16 protein-coding genes are annotated in these 15,651 nt (G+C 56.1%); 2 read left to right on the top strand and 14 right to left on the bottom strand.

The genetic code is table 11. The annotated features are described in order from the left end of the window. Positions 1 to 11: 11 nt before the first annotated feature. The 10 genes from SMC3_RS00455 to SMC3_RS00410 all read right to left on the bottom strand — a co-directional run bounded on the left by SMC3_RS00455 (position 12) and on the right by SMC3_RS00410 (position 9,940). Entirely contained in the window at positions 12 to 1,916 is a 1,905-nt protein-coding gene (locus SMC3_RS00455) for a DNA gyrase/topoisomerase IV subunit B (protein ID WP_119087550.1), read from the bottom strand. A 131-nt stretch (positions 1,917 to 2,047) separates the two neighbouring features. After that, complete coding sequence (ssnA, locus tag SMC3_RS00450; protein ID WP_119087551.1) at positions 2,048 to 3,397, bottom strand: putative aminohydrolase SsnA; 1,350 nt, start codon at positions 3,395 to 3,397, stop codon at positions 2,048 to 2,050. A 9-nt stretch (positions 3,398 to 3,406) separates the two neighbouring features. After that, positions 3,407 to 3,949 carry a 2-oxoacid:acceptor oxidoreductase family protein gene (locus SMC3_RS00445; protein ID WP_119087552.1) on the bottom strand — a complete coding sequence of 181 codons (543 nt, stop codon included), beginning with the start codon at positions 3,947 to 3,949 and terminating at the stop codon, positions 3,407 to 3,409. After that, positions 3,949 to 4,695 (bottom strand): thiamine pyrophosphate-dependent enzyme, encoded by a 747-nt coding sequence (locus SMC3_RS00440; protein ID WP_119087580.1) that lies wholly within the window; start codon positions 4,693 to 4,695, stop codon positions 3,949 to 3,951. Before SMC3_RS00440 ends, SMC3_RS00445 begins: the two co-directional genes overlap by 1 nt. 16 nt (positions 4,696 to 4,711) lie before the next feature. Further along, a complete protein-coding gene (gene vorB, locus SMC3_RS00435; protein ID WP_119087553.1) occupies positions 4,712 to 5,779 on the bottom strand; it encodes a 3-methyl-2-oxobutanoate dehydrogenase subunit VorB in 1,068 nt (355 codons plus the stop codon). Further along, positions 5,776 to 6,060 carry a 4Fe-4S dicluster domain-containing protein gene (locus SMC3_RS09860; protein WP_243621692.1) on the bottom strand — a complete coding sequence of 95 codons (285 nt, stop codon included), beginning with the start codon at positions 6,058 to 6,060 and terminating at the stop codon, positions 5,776 to 5,778. The genes vorB and SMC3_RS09860 overlap by 4 nt, the downstream gene beginning before the upstream one ends. After that, on the bottom strand, positions 6,011 to 6,754 hold the full coding sequence (locus SMC3_RS00425; protein WP_119087555.1) for a hypothetical protein: 744 nt from the start codon (positions 6,752 to 6,754) through the stop codon (positions 6,011 to 6,013). Before SMC3_RS00425 ends, SMC3_RS09860 begins: the two co-directional genes overlap by 50 nt. A gap of 21 nt (positions 6,755 to 6,775) precedes the next feature. Next, positions 6,776 to 7,873, bottom strand: coding sequence for a butyrate kinase (buk, locus tag SMC3_RS00420; RefSeq protein ID WP_119089705.1), 1,098 nt, complete (start codon positions 7,871 to 7,873; stop codon positions 6,776 to 6,778). 80 nt (positions 7,874 to 7,953) lie between these two features. Continuing rightward, positions 7,954 to 9,219: a Glu/Leu/Phe/Val family dehydrogenase gene (locus tag SMC3_RS00415; RefSeq protein WP_119087556.1), complete on the bottom strand. Its 1,266-nt coding sequence runs from the start codon at positions 9,217 to 9,219 to the stop codon at positions 7,954 to 7,956. A gap of 139 nt (positions 9,220 to 9,358) precedes the next feature. Further along, complete coding sequence (locus SMC3_RS00410; RefSeq protein ID WP_119087557.1) at positions 9,359 to 9,940, bottom strand: deoxynucleoside kinase; 582 nt, start codon at positions 9,938 to 9,940, stop codon at positions 9,359 to 9,361. A gap of 142 nt (positions 9,941 to 10,082) precedes the next feature. On the opposite strand from SMC3_RS00410, the gene SMC3_RS00405 reads away from it, so the two are divergent. Together SMC3_RS00405 and SMC3_RS00400 are read left to right on the top strand one after the other, a co-directional pair. Further along, the gene (locus tag SMC3_RS00405; protein WP_119087558.1) at positions 10,083 to 11,798 is read left to right on the top strand and encodes a proline--tRNA ligase; all 1,716 of its coding nucleotides are present in this window, start codon (positions 10,083 to 10,085) and stop codon (positions 11,796 to 11,798) included. 70 nt (positions 11,799 to 11,868) lie between these two features. Next, positions 11,869 to 12,060, top strand: coding sequence for a ferredoxin (locus SMC3_RS00400; RefSeq protein WP_119087559.1), 192 nt, complete (start codon positions 11,869 to 11,871; stop codon positions 12,058 to 12,060). Positions 12,061 to 12,140: 80 nt separating this feature from the next. On the opposite strand, the gene fabF is transcribed toward SMC3_RS00400, so the two are convergent. Genes fabF through fabD form a run of 4 tightly spaced genes read right to left on the bottom strand, consistent with a single transcriptional unit; the run spans position 12,141 to position 15,324 of the window. Then, positions 12,141 to 13,385: a beta-ketoacyl-ACP synthase II gene (gene fabF, locus SMC3_RS00395; protein ID WP_119089704.1), complete on the bottom strand. Its 1,245-nt coding sequence runs from the start codon at positions 13,383 to 13,385 to the stop codon at positions 12,141 to 12,143. A 22-nt stretch (positions 13,386 to 13,407) separates the two neighbouring features. Next, the gene (gene acpP / locus SMC3_RS00390; protein ID WP_119087560.1) at positions 13,408 to 13,650 is read right to left on the bottom strand and encodes an acyl carrier protein; all 243 of its coding nucleotides are present in this window, start codon (positions 13,648 to 13,650) and stop codon (positions 13,408 to 13,410) included. Positions 13,651 to 13,684: 34 nt separating this feature from the next. Then, positions 13,685 to 14,428, bottom strand: coding sequence for a 3-oxoacyl-[acyl-carrier-protein] reductase (gene fabG, locus SMC3_RS00385; RefSeq protein ID WP_119087581.1), 744 nt, complete (start codon positions 14,426 to 14,428; stop codon positions 13,685 to 13,687). Further along, complete coding sequence (gene fabD / locus SMC3_RS00380) at positions 14,425 to 15,324, bottom strand: ACP S-malonyltransferase (protein ID WP_243623327.1); 900 nt, start codon at positions 15,322 to 15,324, stop codon at positions 14,425 to 14,427. Before fabD ends, fabG begins: the two co-directional genes overlap by 4 nt. Positions 15,325 to 15,651 lie beyond the last annotated feature (327 nt).

Genomic DNA, 15,651 nt, shown 5'->3' with positions numbered 1-15,651 from the left:
CCCTCACTCCGTCAAATGTCCAAGTTGTAAACTTCACGCGCGTGATCAATGATAAATTTACGACGAGGCTCTACCTTCTCGCCCATGAGCAGCGTGAAGATGCGTTCAGCCTCCTCGGCTTCCTCCAAAGTGACACGTCCCATGAGGCGAGTTTCCGGGTCCATCGTCGTCGACCACAACTGCTCAGGGTTCATCTCTCCCAGTCCTTTGTACCGCTGGACATCAGGCTTACCCTTCGTTTGGGACAGGAGTGTCCGAAGTTCGTCGTCAGAGAACGCATAGCGCGTTGACTTGCCATCAATGACAGCAAAAAGTGGAGGCTGGGCAAAGTAAATATTCTGGTTGACAACGAGCGGGCGCATGTAGCGGTAGAAGAACGTGAGCAGCAATGTCCGGATATGTGCTCCGTCAACATCGGCATCCGTCATGATAACGATCTTGTGATACCGCAGCTTCTCGAGTTTGATATCGTCCATGACGCCCGTGCCGATGGAAGTAATGAGGGCCTTGATCTCCTCATTCTCGAGGGCTCGTTGGATACCGACCTTCTCTACGTTGAGAATTTTGCCCCTCAGAGGCAAAATCGCCTGCGTACGCCGGTTCCGGCCCTGCTTGGCACTGCCGCCTGCAGAGTCCCCCTCGACAATGTAGAGCTCTGATTCAGCCGGGTCCTGGGACGAGCAGTCTGCAAGTTTGCCCGGCAGGCGTCCGCCGTCCAGCTCGGTCTTGCGCCGAACGAGATCACGCGCCTTGCGCGCCGCTTCACGCGCAAGCTTCGCACTGACAGCCTTGTTGGCCATTGCCTTGAACTCATCGATGTGCTTGTCGAGGTACAGCTCCACCTCTTCCTCGACCGCAGCCTCCATGGGTCCCTTGAGATCAGCATTCCCAAGCCGCGTCTTGGTCTGGCCCTCAAACTGCGGGTCAGGGATGCGGAGGTTGATGATGACCACGAGACCTTCACGAATGTCCTCACCGCCGAGACTTTCCTCAGGCTTCATCAGCTTCACCTGCCGCGCCTTCGCGTTGAACAGGCGCGTGTAGGCATTCTTAAAGGCCAGTTCATGGACACCGCCGTCCACGGTGTTGATATTGTTGACGTAGGAGATCATCTGGTCGTTGTAGCCGGTGTTGTACTGAAAGGCAACCTCGAGAAAGAAACCTTCCGTATCTCGCATGAAATGCACGGGATTCGGTGGTACGACCTCACTGCCTTCGTTCATATATCGCACGAACTCAATGAGTCCCTTGTCATACTTGAAGACCTGAACCTCTTCAGTTGCGTGGTCGACGAAGTCGATTTCCAACCCGGAGTTCAGGAAAGCCAATTCGCGCAGACGCTTGGCGATGCGCTCAGGATCAAAGATAAACTCACCAAAAATCTCTTCGTCTGGAGTAAAGCTCACATATGTGCCTGAAACGCCAGCGGGAATGCCCTCCTCCTTGACACGGAGGTGATAGATGGGTTTGCCGCGACTGAACTCTTCCTGGAACACCTTTCCCCACTGCGTCACTTCGACGTAGAGACGGTTCGAGAGAGCATTGACGCAGGAGACTCCGACGCCATGCAAACCACCGGAGACGTGATAGCTCTTCTTGTCAAACTTGCCACCGGCGTTGAGGCGCGTCAAAGCTACCTCGACACCCGATATGCCCAGCACGGGGTGCATGTCGGTTGGTATACCGCGGCCGTTGTCGCGCACGTCGACGGTCTTGTGGTCTGCGCTGAGCCCAACGTCGATCCTGGTACAGAAGCCAGCCATGGATTCGTCAATTGCGTTATCCACGACTTCCTGCACGAGATGATGCAGACCACGCGAGTCGGTCGACCCTATATACATTGAAGGTCTGGTTCGAACATGTTCCAGACCTTCAAGTACCTTGATGTCTCTTGCGGTGTACTGGGAATCCTGCATGCGCAATCCTCCTGTTTTCTGACAATTACATGGTATCATGAAACAGAGGAAATGCAATGCAGGAACAAGGGTTCAGGCCCTTTCCGTATTCGCCTATGTCAAGTACATCTCTGTCAGATGATCGTCGGACGCTAGGATAGCCGGTCAAACGCCTCCCAGACAGCCTTTGCGACCTTCTGTGACTCCCGTTCGAGAGCCTCTCTGTCTACGGCCAGGACCTGGTGTCCTTTCACAGCAACATTTCCGTTGACAACGACAGTGTCGACCAGATCCGCGGACATGCCAAAAAAAACGTGGCCGAAAGCATTCTCCGAGCTTAACGGAGTAGGACTCGCGTAGTCGACAAGAATGAAGTCTGCAGCAGCCCCTTCTTCCAACCGGCCCACTGTGCATCCCGTACAACGCGACACAATATCGGCATTCGTCTCGATCTGAGCCTTTTGCACCTCAGCCCAGAAACCGGCCGGATCCTCGTATCGGTGCCTGAGCCCCACGAGGGTATTCCGAAACTCCTCAAACATGTTCGCCGTATAGCCATCGGTCCCTATGCCGACCTGTATGCCGGCCTCCAGCATCTCTCGAACGGCCGGAAGACCGACTGCATTGTTCATGTTGGACATGGTGTTTACGACGACGGGCGTTCCGGACTTCGCAAGCAATTCCCGCTCCGATGCGTCGATGCCGATACAGTGTACCGCAATCGACCGGGGACCGAGCAATCCCGCATCGTCCAGACGGGTCACGATGCGTTTGCCATACTTTTCGACACTGTCTTCCTCGTCAACGGCACCCTCAGCTACATGAACGTGATACCCAACGTTACGCGACCCGACTCTCGCGCGCAAGGTGGTGAGGGTGGTGTCTGAGACCGTGAACGAGGCATGCAGGCCAACCATGCTTGAAGCCAGCCCTCCCTTTCCCGTAACCTCGTCGAAGAAACGAATGTTCTCGTCAACGCCTGCGATCGCACCCTGTATGCCATTACGATCAGTGATCTCATAGGAAAGCACGTGCCGCAAACCGATCTTGCTCAACGCATCAGACAGTATCGACAGGCTTCCAGCGATGTAGCTGGGTGAAGCATGATGGTCGACGATGGTCGTCGTTCCAGAGCGCAGAGAGTCCATCCCGCTGAACGTTGCGCTCATCCAGCAGGCGTCCTTGAGCAAGGAACGGTCAAGACGCCACCAGAGGTCCTGGAGTACGTCGAGGAAGCTATGAGATACACGCCCAGTGCTGATACCTCGCGAGTACATCGAGTACAGGTGCATATGCGTGTTGAGCAGCCCCGGGAGCAACGTCATACCGGCGGCGTCAATCTCCTGCCTTCCTGCAACCGGCCGTGCGATATCCACTGGAACGTCCCCCGCGGCCAGACCAGAAATCACGCCGTCCCGCGCCAGAAGCCATCCCCGGTCGACGACAAAACCCCTCGTCGCCGGGTAGACAATGCGAGCGTTCCTGACGAGGAGTTCTGCCATCCCCTGCCCCTACTTCTTGTTGACGAAGTCGACGCCGGCCTGCAACGCCTTCTTATTGACCTCGATGAGAGCAGCTTTCTTGCCCGTCAGGAACACTGACAAAGCCCCATGGACAGACGCTATGCTAATGGGGTTGACCTTGCCAAGATAGGCACCCAGCAGCACCATATTGGTAAATTTCGAGTTGCCCAGCTCTGTCGCGATGTCCGTCGCAGGAATGTACACCACGTCCAAGTCCGCACGGGAAGCCTTCCTGTCAATCAGGGTTGAATCGATGACGAGCAATCCTCCCTTCTCGATGACAGGCTCGAACTTGTCGAACGACTGCCGATTGAAGACGATCGCTGCCTGTGGTTCAGTCAGAAGTGGAGAGGCAATCGGCTCGTCCGCGACTACCACTGCGCAGTTGGCCGTTCCACCACGTTGCTCTGGACCGTACGAGGGCAACCACGTGACCTCCTTGCCCTCCTCCATGCCTGCGCGTGCCAGAAGTTCGCCAATAAGCATGACACCCTGTCCGCCAAATCCTGCAATGACGACGTTGTGTTCCATCACAGCACCCCCTCGACGACCTTGAACTCGCCAAGTGGGAAGTAGGGCATGACTTCCTTACGGACGCGTTCCATTGATTCCACAGGCGTCAGCTTCCAGTTGGTCGGACAGGTCGACAGGCACTCGACGAGTGAGAATCCAATACCGCGCACCTGAGCATTGAAGGCCTTGCGCATGGCACTCTTCGCCTTGCGGATGTTGACTGGCGAATCCAGAGAGACACGAGCGATATAGGCAGGCCCGTCAAGCTGGGCGAGCATCTCGGCTACACGGATAGGAAAACCGTTGGCCTGGGGAGTGCGGCCAAGAGGACTCGTCGTGGTCTTCTGGCCAAGAAGCGTCGTTGGCGCCATCTGGCCTCCGGTCATACCGTAGTTCCCATTGTTGATGAAGATGACGGTAATGGGCCAGCCCCGTGCCGCAGCATGGACGATCTCGGCCATGCCGATGCTGGCAAGATCGCCGTCTCCCTGGTAGGTAAACACGAAGTTGTCTGGATTCGTGACCTTGATGCCGGTGGCCATCGCTGGAGCCCTGCCATGCGCCGCCTCGACACTGTCGAAGTTGAAGTAGTCATATCCAAGAACGGCACAACCAACTGGCCAGACCCCAATGGTCTTGTCCACGAGTCCCATCTCATCCACCAACTCGGCGACAAGCCGATGGGCAACTCCATGCGTACATCCTGGACAGTAGTGTGTTACCTTGTTTGCCCACGACGTGGGACGTTCGTAGATGACTTTCATCTGTTCAGCCATGGCTCTACCGTCCTTTCCCGAACTGCTCTTCGAACGCCGCTAGTATTTCCTGAGGTCCCGGCACGACTCCGCCGCCCCGCCCATACCAGCCCAGAGGCATCTTGTCACAAAGAGTCAGCTGGACATCCTCAAACAGCTGCCTGTACGCAAGTTCGACCGTCAGAGTCCCTTTCAGTTTGCCAACGTACGCCTGCATCTGCTTTGCAGGAAATGGCCAGACTGTTATCGGACGCAGCAACCCGAGTTTGATGCCCTTGTCACGTGCAACGCGTACTGTCGTTTTCGCAATGCGCGCCATCGTTCCATACGCGATGATAGCGTAGTCGGCATCGTCCATCTGGTACTCCTCGATGCGGCTTTCAGCCTGTTCGACCTGCGCGTATTTCGCCTGGAGTTTGAGGTTCCATTGCTCCAGTCCGGCAGCATCCAGCGTAAGGCTGGTAATGATATTTGCATGGTCACGTCCATGTCGCCCGACCGTTGCCCACTCCGGTGTCTTCAGCGTCGAAACATCAATCCTGGTCTTGAACTCGACGGGTTCCATCATCTGTCCGATGAGACCATCAACAATAACCATGACCACCATGCGGTACTTGTCCGCCAGTTCGAACGCATCGACAAACAAGTCCACGCCTTCCTGGATCGATGAGGGAGCAAGGACAATGCGTTTGTAGTCCCCGTTGCCGCCCCCTTTGACCGCCTGGAAGTAATCCGCCTGAGCGGGAGCAATGTTGCCGAGACCAGGCCCGCCACGCATGGCATTCATGACGACACATGGGACATTGGAGCCGCTGATGTAGGAAATGCCTTCCTGCATCAGGGAAATACCTGGGCTCGAGGACGACGTCATCACCCGAACACCAGCGCAGGCAGCACCGTAGACCATGTTGATAGACGCAACCTCGCTTTCAGCCTGCACGAATCTGCCACCAACCTCCGGGAGACGGCGGCTCATGTACTCGGGCGTCTCATTCTGTGGTGTGATTGGATAGCCAAAGTAGTAGCGACACCCCGCCTGGATGGCACCTTCGGCAAGGGCTTCCGCCCCCTTCATGAGAACCTTGTCGCTCATGCCTTCACCTCTCTGTGCAGCTCAATGGCAATATCAGGGCAGACCAGCGCGCACGAACCGCAACTGGTGCATTTGTCCTGATCCGTGCACTGTGCAGGTCTGAAACCACGGGCATTCAGTCGATCACTTATGATCAGGATCTTGACAGGACAAATGCTGACGCACAGACCACAACTCTTGCACCGCTGTTCGTCAATAGAGACTCTTTCCAAGGTAGACCTCCATATTGCTTCAGAATTCCGTTTGCGACCCGACTGTATCCAGAATACGATTGAAAACACGAATCACCGACAGAAGCCCGGCCGCACCTGGCGCGAGTCGATGCACTACCTGGTCAGCATACTCCGGCGACACAAGCACTGCGACGACAGGCAACCCTTCACTATCGCCGAGAGCCTTGACAGCATCGTAGCCGCGCTGTACGTCTTCCGCAGTCGTCTCCGCCTGCAGATTCGTGTTGGCAACAAGTCCAGTCACCTCAAGGCGCGCACCTGAGCGAATAGCCATCAGCATACGTTTCAGGCCATCAGCGCTATCCATTCCCGGTCGCAGCGTGTTCACCACGATGTACAGGCTATAGTCACTGGCAATAATCGTTTCACGAAACTGGGCAACAGCTCCTGCCCCGATGGCGTCTCCACCAACATCGATGACCTTGATTGTCTCTCGAGAAGACAGAAGCGCATGCAGATTACGAGGAAACGTCGGGATGTCTGCATGAAGCAGTCGACGCTCCGGTTCGACGATGGTCAGTCTCCCTGCTTCGTCCTCAGTAAGCAGCCGCAACATGTCACGAAGCCGAAAATAGGGCTTGACGACATCCAGGTCGCATAGTGTAACCGGGGACGTCGTCACCCGGATCAGAGACAGGGCGAGGTTGATAGCGACCTCGGTCTTGCCCGACCCGGATGGCCCGGCAAATACAATCGACTGGCCTGTCCGCGGGCGACCAAACAGATCGGCAAGTTCACGCATCGGTCTGCACGTCCAATGTACTCAGGGCCGTCCGCTACCCGCCTGCTCCGGCGGATACACTCCGGCGGGTACCGAACCATCCAGTACACGGAGCACGCCCAAAGCCAGCGCTTTCATCTCGTCCTCGCCCGGATAGACCTTGATGGGTGCGATGAACTGGACACGTCTCGTGATCTCGTCGACGAGGAAAGCCGACCGGGCGATACCTCCCGTCATGACAATGGCGTCGACGTCTCCCTTCAATACGGTGGCCATTTCCCCAATAGTCTTCGCGACTGTGTACGCCATTGCGGTGTACACCAGGAGAGCGTGCTCGTCCCCATCGTCGATCATCTTCTCAACCGTGCGAGCGTCATTCGTTCCGAGGTGGCTGACCAACCCTCCCTTGCCTGCAAGAAGTTTCATCATCTCCGGCTGCGAATATTCACCCGAAAAGCACAATTTGACCAGCCCAACAGCCGGCAGACTACCCGCTCTCTCGGGAGCGAAGGGACCGTCACCGTTGAGCGCATTGTTCACGTCGATGACCCGACCCAGATGGTGCGCCCCAACAGAGATTCCTCCACCGAGATGAACAACGATGAGATTAGCCTCTTCATAGGTCTTGCCAAGATCTGCTGCTGCCTGTCTGGCCACAGCCTTCTGGTTGAGGGCATGAAAGATGCTCACGCGGTCAAGCCCCTTCAAGCCGGAGAAACGTGCCAGTGGGTTCAGTTCGTCGACAACGACGGGGTCTACGATGAACGCCGGAACACCCGATTCCTTTGACAGCTCGAACCCGATGCATGCGGCCAGATTAGACGCGTGTGCGCCTAGTACAGGTTCGTGCAGGTCGTGCACCATCGTCTCGTCGACGCGATATGTCCCTGAGGGAAGCGGTCGTAGCAGTCCTCCCCTGCAGGCAATAGCCGACAGATCGACCACGGCTGTGCTGTGGCGGGTGAGGAAATCTTTGACAATCGCCAGCCGCATTGGCAGCTGGTCCATGAGCGAGACAAATTGGGTGATAGTCGCAGCGTCGTGCGAAACGGTTTCCGCCGCGACAGGAGTCCTGTCTTCGAAGATCGACAGCTTGGTGCTTGTAGAGCCAGGATTGATGACAAGAATCCTGAATGGCAAGGCGGCCTCCAATATGCTAGACAGACCAGCACGAAAAGGAGGGCGCGCTAGACGCGCCCTCCAGAGAGAACTACTATCTATCAGGCTACCCAGCCGCGAACCTTGACGGCCTCGCCGATACGCTCGACTGCGACCATGTCTGCGGCCATCCTCATCGTGACCTTGTCTGCCTTGTGCTTGGTGTACATATTGTGGACACGCTCGAATGCCTCGGTCATGACACGTTCAAGCTTCTCATTGACTTCTTTCTCAGACCAGTAGTAACCGTAGTTGTTCTGAACCCATTCAAAGTAGGAGACGGTGACACCGCCGGCGTTGCCCAGAATATCCGGAATGACAAAAGCACCATTCTTCTCAAGAATCTCGTCTGCATCAGGGTTGACGCCACCATTGGCAAGTTCCACGACGATCTTTGCCTTGACGTCCTTTGCATTGTCCTTGAGAATAGCGTTCTGGAGAGCTGCAGGTATATAGATGTCGACGTCCAGCGCGCGCAGTTGTTCGTTGGACACGTTGTCGAGCCCCTTATAACCCTTCACAGTGCCGTTTTTGTTCTCGTAGGCCTTGAGATCATCGGGGTTGATACCCTTGGGGTCGTAAACACCACCGCTGACCATCGTAATGGCAACAATCTTTGCGCCATCTTCCTCACGAAGGATCTTGGCAGCATAGAAGCCAACGTTGCCAAAACCCTCAACGGCGACAGTAGCGCCCTTGAGGTTCATCCCCATCTTCTTTGCAGCGAGGCGCAGGCAATAGACGCCACCAAGCCCGGTCGCAGCAGTCCTGCCAAGAGACCCGCCAAGGATAAGGGGTTTCCCAGTCATGAGGGCAAACGCGTTGTGGCCAGTCAGCTTGCTGTACTCATCGACCATCCATGCCATGATCTGACCGGTCGTGTTGACATCGGGTGCGGGAACATCACGGTCGGGGCCGACAAACGTCCCCAGCGCGCGGATGTATCCACGGGAAAGTCTCTCGAGCTCGCCGATGGACAACTTCGTGGGATCGACAACGATACCTCCCTTGCCACCACCATATGGGAGACCGACGACGGCGCACTTGAGCGTCATGAGGGTCGCCAGAGCCTTAACATCATCGAGGGTCTCGTCCTGATGGAATCGGATGCCACCCTTGGTCGGTCCAACCGCGTCGTTGTGCTGGCAGCGGAACCCCTGGAAAACCTTTGTGGTGCCATCATCCATGCGAACAGGAATGGAAACGCTGAGCGTCCTCTGTGGGTTGCGGAGAATCTCCGTGATTTCGGGATTTTGACCGAGCTTCGTGCCTGCAATCTGAATTCTGTCTTGAGCTACCTGGAACCAGTTTTTCTTCTCGCCTGCCATAATAGCCTCCGTGACGTGTGGTGTTGGCTCTAAGGGAGAATGGAGAGCCGTCCCGTTATGGGGCTTTAAAACGCCATCTCATATTTTACGCCCATGCACCAACATTGCAAGTATTTGTGAAAAAAAACACAACTATGCACTAGATGGCACTCTTGATAAGCTGCAGTACGTCAGTGGCATGATCAAAGATGTCCTCCTCGAACACGACCTTGGGATAATGCCAGTTCCCGTAGAACTCCTCGTACTGCTTGTTCAGACCCTCCAGGTAGTCTCCGCTGATGTTCTCAATGCTGCGATTGCGTTTGCGGATATTGGCAAGGAGTGTCGGGACGTCCCGGCGAAGATACACGAGCAGGTTGGGATTGGGAAGCCGGCGTACCATGAGCTGATAGAGCTTGTCATAGGTATTCCACTCGTCTGGCGACAGGAGTCCATCGCGCACAAGTGCCTTGGCGAAGATCTCGCGATCCTCATAGATGGAACGGTCAAGGATTGCGGGGACATCGCTCATTAGAACGTGGTTCAGAATCTGCTCATACCGGAGAGCCAGGAAGCTGATCTGTGTCGCAAATGCCCAGCGACGCATGTCCTGGTAATAGCTGGGCAGGAATGGGTTGTCGCCGAACGCTTCAAAGTAGACGGAAAAACCAAGCTCACGTGAGATCATCTGAGCGAGCGACGTCTTCCCTGCACCGATGTTTCCTGCAATGACCAAGTACATGATTTCCCCCTGCTCCCGTCAACATCCAGGATCTGCCCCTTCTGATCCTTGTAGTTGTTCATATTAGCAGCAATCGACTCCCTTGCAAAACCAACCCTGCATCTATAATGTATATGCTTGTCTGTGACATCAGGAGGAAACCTTGTATCTGAGCAAAGTCTTTGCACCACGTCTGCGTGAAGTTCCCCAGGACGCCGATACCATAAGCGGCCAACTCATGCTTCGCGCCGGCCTGCTTCGCAAATCGGCGTCCGGTATCTACACCTATCTCAATCTTGGCCTGCGCGTCAAGCAGCGTATAGAGGAAATTGTGCGCCAGGAGATGGACAGCCATGGCGCCCAGGAAATCCTGATGCCCTTGTTGATGCCCGCTGAACCCTGGCAGGCGACTGGCCGTTGGGATCTGTACGGCGACGAAATGTTCAAACTGACTGACAGGAAGGGCCGTTCGTTCTGCCTGGGGCCAACACATGAGGAACTGGTCACATCTGTTGTCGGCAGTGAGCGCCATTCATACAAAGAATTGCCGTTCAACCTGTACCACATCACCAACAAGTATCGGGATGAGATTCGCCCCAGGTATGGGCTGATTCGCAGCCGTGAGTTCACGATGATGGACGCCTACAGCTTCGATCGCGACGAGGCCTCCATCGAGCCGAACTATGCCCTCATGTTTGAGGCGTACAATAACATTTTCCACCGTGTGGGCCTCACGTTCCGCCCTATCCAAGCAGATTCTGGCGCTATCGGTGGTTCGTCGTCCCACGAGTTCACGGTTCAGGCAGACAACGGAGAGTGTTCCTACGCCGCATGCGACAACTGCGGCTATGCTGCCAACCTCGAACTCTCGAAAGCGCATCCAGCAACAAGCTCTGACAGTGCTACGGGTACTCCACCCGCCCCGGAAAGCATAGCCACACCTGGCATCCACTCCATCGAAGAGGTCACCCGCTTCTTTGCCGTCGATCCAGGCACCGTTCTCAAATCCATTCTCTATGTCGCTGACGACAAACCCTGGCTCCTCGTGGTTCGAGGAGACGACGATATCAACGAGGTCAAGCTCCGGAAAGCCGTGCAAGCCCGTGAGGGCCGGCTGGCGACCGACGAGGAAGTGCTGAACATCCTCGGCGTTCACCCTGGTTCAGTCGGACCAATGCAGACGGCAGTACCTATCGTTGTTGATGAGATGGTTCGTCGGGACGTCGCCTATACCGTCGGAGCCGGCAAAGATGGGTTCCACATCAGGAATGCGTTCTTTGGACGGGACTTTGACTCGACTGTCGTGGCAGACATAAGGACTGTCCGGGCGGGGGACCTTTGCCCCGTGTGCGGCCATCCGCTGCATACGGCTACAGGTATTGAGGTCGGTCACACGTTCAAGCTCGGTACGAAGTACTCAATTCCTCTTCATGCCAACTATGTCGATGAGGATGGCAGCGAGAAGCCTTATTTTATGGGATGCTACGGCATTGGCATCGGGCGCACACTGGCAGCCATCATCGAGCAGCATCACGACGACAAGGGGATTGTCTGGCCCATGTCCGTCGCCCCCTTCCAGGTCGTTGTCGTTCCCCTCAACAAGGGCGACGATGCAGTCTGGCATGCTGCGCTGGAACTTTACGAAGGACTCGAGAAGGCCGGGATTGACGTCATTCTTGATGACCGAAGCGAGTCGGCAGGTGTCAAGTTCAACGATGCTGACCTTATGGGTTTCCCGATCCAGGTTGTCGTCGGCAATTCCTTCCTCAAGACTGGCAATTTCGAGGTCACTCTCCGCAGCAACAAGACAGACAAGAAAGCCGTCTCTGCCTTAGAGGCAATCGCATTCATTGTCGATCTGGTGCGAACGACAGAGTAGCGCAGGCAAATTGACACCCGGCTGTTAACCAGTAAAATAGAAACACAGCATCTATGCCAAAGGAGGAATCATGAAGGTTTCAATCGATCAGGAGACTTGCATCGGGTGTGGCGCTTGCGTCGCCCTGTGCGATACTGTATTCAGACTCAATGATGAGCTCGGCAAGGCCGAGGTCATCCCAGGTGCCGATTGTGGCGCTGCCGGTTGCTGCAAGGAAGCCGCCGAGTCCTGCCCCGTCGCCTCAATTACCGTCGAAGAATAGTCTGCTGCCCCATAAGGCAACCAGAAGGCCCCGTCAACATGTCGCTGACGGGGCCTTCTGGTTGCCAGACAGCGGATACGCTATCCTGCGTACCGTCCCAGAACAATGGAGACGTTGTGACCTCCAAATCCGAACGAACTCTTGAGAATATGCTGAACGTCGGATGAACGTGCAATGTTCGGAACGTAGTCCAGCGGACACTCGGGGTCGAACGTGACATAGTTGATGGTGGGATAGATCAGTCTGTTCTTGATGGTCAACATGCAAGCTATGGTCTCTATAGCGCCGGCAGCACCCAGCAGGTGGCCGGTCATGGATTTTGTGGAACTCACAGGAACAAGGTGAGCTCGACTTCCAAAAAGCGTCTGCAAGGCAAATGACTCGGTCCGGTCGTTCGCCGGAGTCGATGTTCCGTGTGCATTGACGTAGTCGATATCGAGTGGAGAAAGCCCTGCGCGCTCGATGGCGGTACGCATGGCCCGCACGATCTGTTTCGCCTCAGGATCAGGCGACGTCATATGGTACGCATCTGATGTTACTGCCTGAGACAGGATCTCGCCATAGATATGCGCCTCCCTGGCAAGCGCATGGTCAAGCCGCTCCAGAATCAGGATTCCTGCGCCTTCGCCCATGACGAATCCATCGCGTTCCTTGTCGAAAGGCCGGGAAGCATGTCCTGGATCATCATTCCGCGTAGAAAGTGCGCGCATGTTGGCAAAAGCTCCGATACCGGTCATTGTCACCGCAGCATCGGACGCCCCTGTCACGATAACGTCTGCGTCGCCTCGCCGAATAGCCTCAAGAGCATCCCCCAGCATCTGGGTACCACTCGCGCAGGCGCTGACGACTGAACTAGTCCCTCCATAGAGCTTGAACCGCTGAGCTATGGTTCCCGGGATGGAGTCCACAAGCATCTTTGGAATGAGAAATGGGGAAAGGCGCGAAGGCCCCTTGACGGCAACCTGCAACACTTCACTTTCAAAGGACGCGAGACCACCTATACCGCTCGTGACGTAGACGGCGATTCGTTCCCTGTCCTCAGCCTCCAGATCCAGCCGTGAGTCCACCAGGGCCTCTTGCGCAGCCGCAAGCGCCAGTTGCTGTACACGGTCGGTACGTGCAACGTCACGCTTCTCGAAGTAGTCCTCCGGGTTGAAGTCCTTTACTTCGGCTGCGATACGACAGCTGAGGGCGCTTGCATCGAACCGGGTGATCGGTCCCACACCTGACATGCCAGCCGCGAGTCCCGCCTCAAACGCAGGGACATTGTTTCCGATCGGCGACACAATGCCAAGCCCCGTTATGACGACACGGGTCCGCTCCATGGAAATTCTGTCTCCTGCAGCGTCAGGCAATGTGGGACATTACGTAGTCTACTGTCTGCCCCACAGACGCAATCTTCTCGATGTCCTCGTCGGGAATTGATGTTCCAAAAGCGTCTTCCAGTGCCATCGTAATGTCGACCAATGCCAGAGAGTCGGCGCCAAGATCCTTGACGTATTGAGCCTCATCAGTAATGCGAGACTCTTCGACACCCAGTTTTTCCTTGGCAATATCTACTACCTTCGAGCGGATTTCTTCCTTGGTCATAAGATTCCTCCTGAAAGAAGAATATCCAAGCACTTCAGAGAGACAATCCCCCGTCAATCGCAAGCACTTGGCCGGTAATGTACGAAGCGTCTTCACTTGCAAGGAACACCACAGCTTTGGCAACGTCGCTTGGCGTTCCGGCCCGCCTAAGTGGAATATTAGCAAGATACGAGGATACGACCTCATTGTCAAGCGAGCTCGTCATGTCTGTCTCCACAAATCCGGGCGCAACGACATTGACGGTGACCCCGCGTGACCCCAGTTCCTTCGCCGCCGTCTTCGCAAGAGCGATAACACCTGCCTTGCTCGCCGCGTAGTTGGCCTGCCCGGCGTTCCCTCCCAGTCCGACTACCGACGAGATCAGGACAATGCGTCCGGATTTCTGACGCATCATATGGCGGGCAGCTGCCCGCGTTACATTGAACGTGCCGGTGAGATTCGTTCGCAGCACGTCGTTCCACTTCTCATCCGTCATCCGGACCAGCAAGGCGTCTCGGGTGATACCCGCGTTGCTGACCAGGATGTCCAGCGAACCTGTCAGCATGATACTCCGTGCAACCAGATCGTCAGCCTGAGCGACGTCCCCAACATCCGCCTGCACTGCTTCACAGACCCGACCCATCGCAGTGATGGCTGTGACAACTTCTTCTGCCGCCACGCGGTTTTGATGAAAATCGATAACGATATTGGCTCCCTGCATGGCCAGCTCGAGAGCAATGCCTCTACCGATGCCTCGGGATCCACCCGTAACCAGGGCTGTCTTTCCTTCCAGCGTCATTGCCATGTCTCCTCCTCCACGGCTCTGACGTTTCCTTCAGGAATCGCCTTCCGACCAAGTGCCGTCAGCACACCCTTCGGTCCGACCTCCAGGTACTCACTCGCTCCCATTCTCTGAAGTGTCTCCATCGTACGCACCCACTGCACCGGGCTCTTGAACTGCGCGACAAGGCACTCCTTGATTGTCTCGGGATTATCTTCCGGTACTGCCGCCACATTGTTCACGACAGGAAAACGAGGCCGGGAAAACGGGATATCATGCACGACCGTCGCAAACTCGGCAGCACCGCCAGCCATGATGGATGAATGAAATGGGGCGCCCACCCGAAGCTTGATCGCGCGTCCTCTGCCGATCTCCTTCACGGCCCCAATGACGCGATCCACAGCAGCCATCTCGCCGGACACCACCGTCTGGTCGGACGCGTTGTAGTTGGCAGCTTCCACGATTCCGGCCCGACGCCCTTCAACAAGAACACGCTGCAGATCGTTGTCGTCCAATCCTACGATAGCAGCCATCGTACCCGGCGATCCAGATACAGCCTTTGCCATGATCTCTCCACGTTGTCGCACGAGTCGAATACCATCCTCAAACGTGAAGACGCCAGCACAACACAGCGCGCTGAACTCCCCCAGGCTGTGCCCGGCGGCAACATCGCAGCCCATACCCCTGCTCGCAAGTGTCTCGACCCATGCCATCTCGGTCACAAAGAGGGCAGGCTGGGTGTTCTCGGTGCGAGTCAGCGCCGCCTCATCACCTGCCTCGACAAGGTTCCATAGGTCAAGACCGAGCACGTCACTTGCCTGCCCAAACAGCCTGCGAGTCAGAATCGGGTCGACTACTTTACCGGCCATTCCCACGTATTGTGAACCCTGCCCGGGAAACAGAAATGCTATCATGACTGCCTCCTCCTGTTGTCAGCGCTCATTGCACGACCACCACAGTACTTCTTGCACCAGGGAACCGCGAGGAAGCCAGAACCCAGCATTCGTCAATGCCACCCACGGTAAAAAAGACGGGGTCGCAGTTGCCACACATCTCCGTGTGGCACTGCAACCCCGTCAATCTGAACCTATCTGGAAGTATTCTTCTGGAAAAGCACACCAAAAGGCCAGAGTCGCCAGTTAGGCCTCTGCAGGCCCTTCTGTCTCTTCGTGCTGGACAGCCTCTTCGGTCGACATGGGTTCGGCCGCCGCGGTCTCTACGTTCTCAACGGCGGGAGCTTC

The sequence above is a fragment of the Candidatus Cryosericum hinesii genome, assembly GCF_003570985.1.
Classification (GTDB): Bacteria; Caldisericota; Caldisericia; order Cryosericales; family Cryosericaceae; genus Cryosericum; species Cryosericum hinesii.
This window is presented reverse-complemented; position numbering and strand designations above follow the sequence as displayed.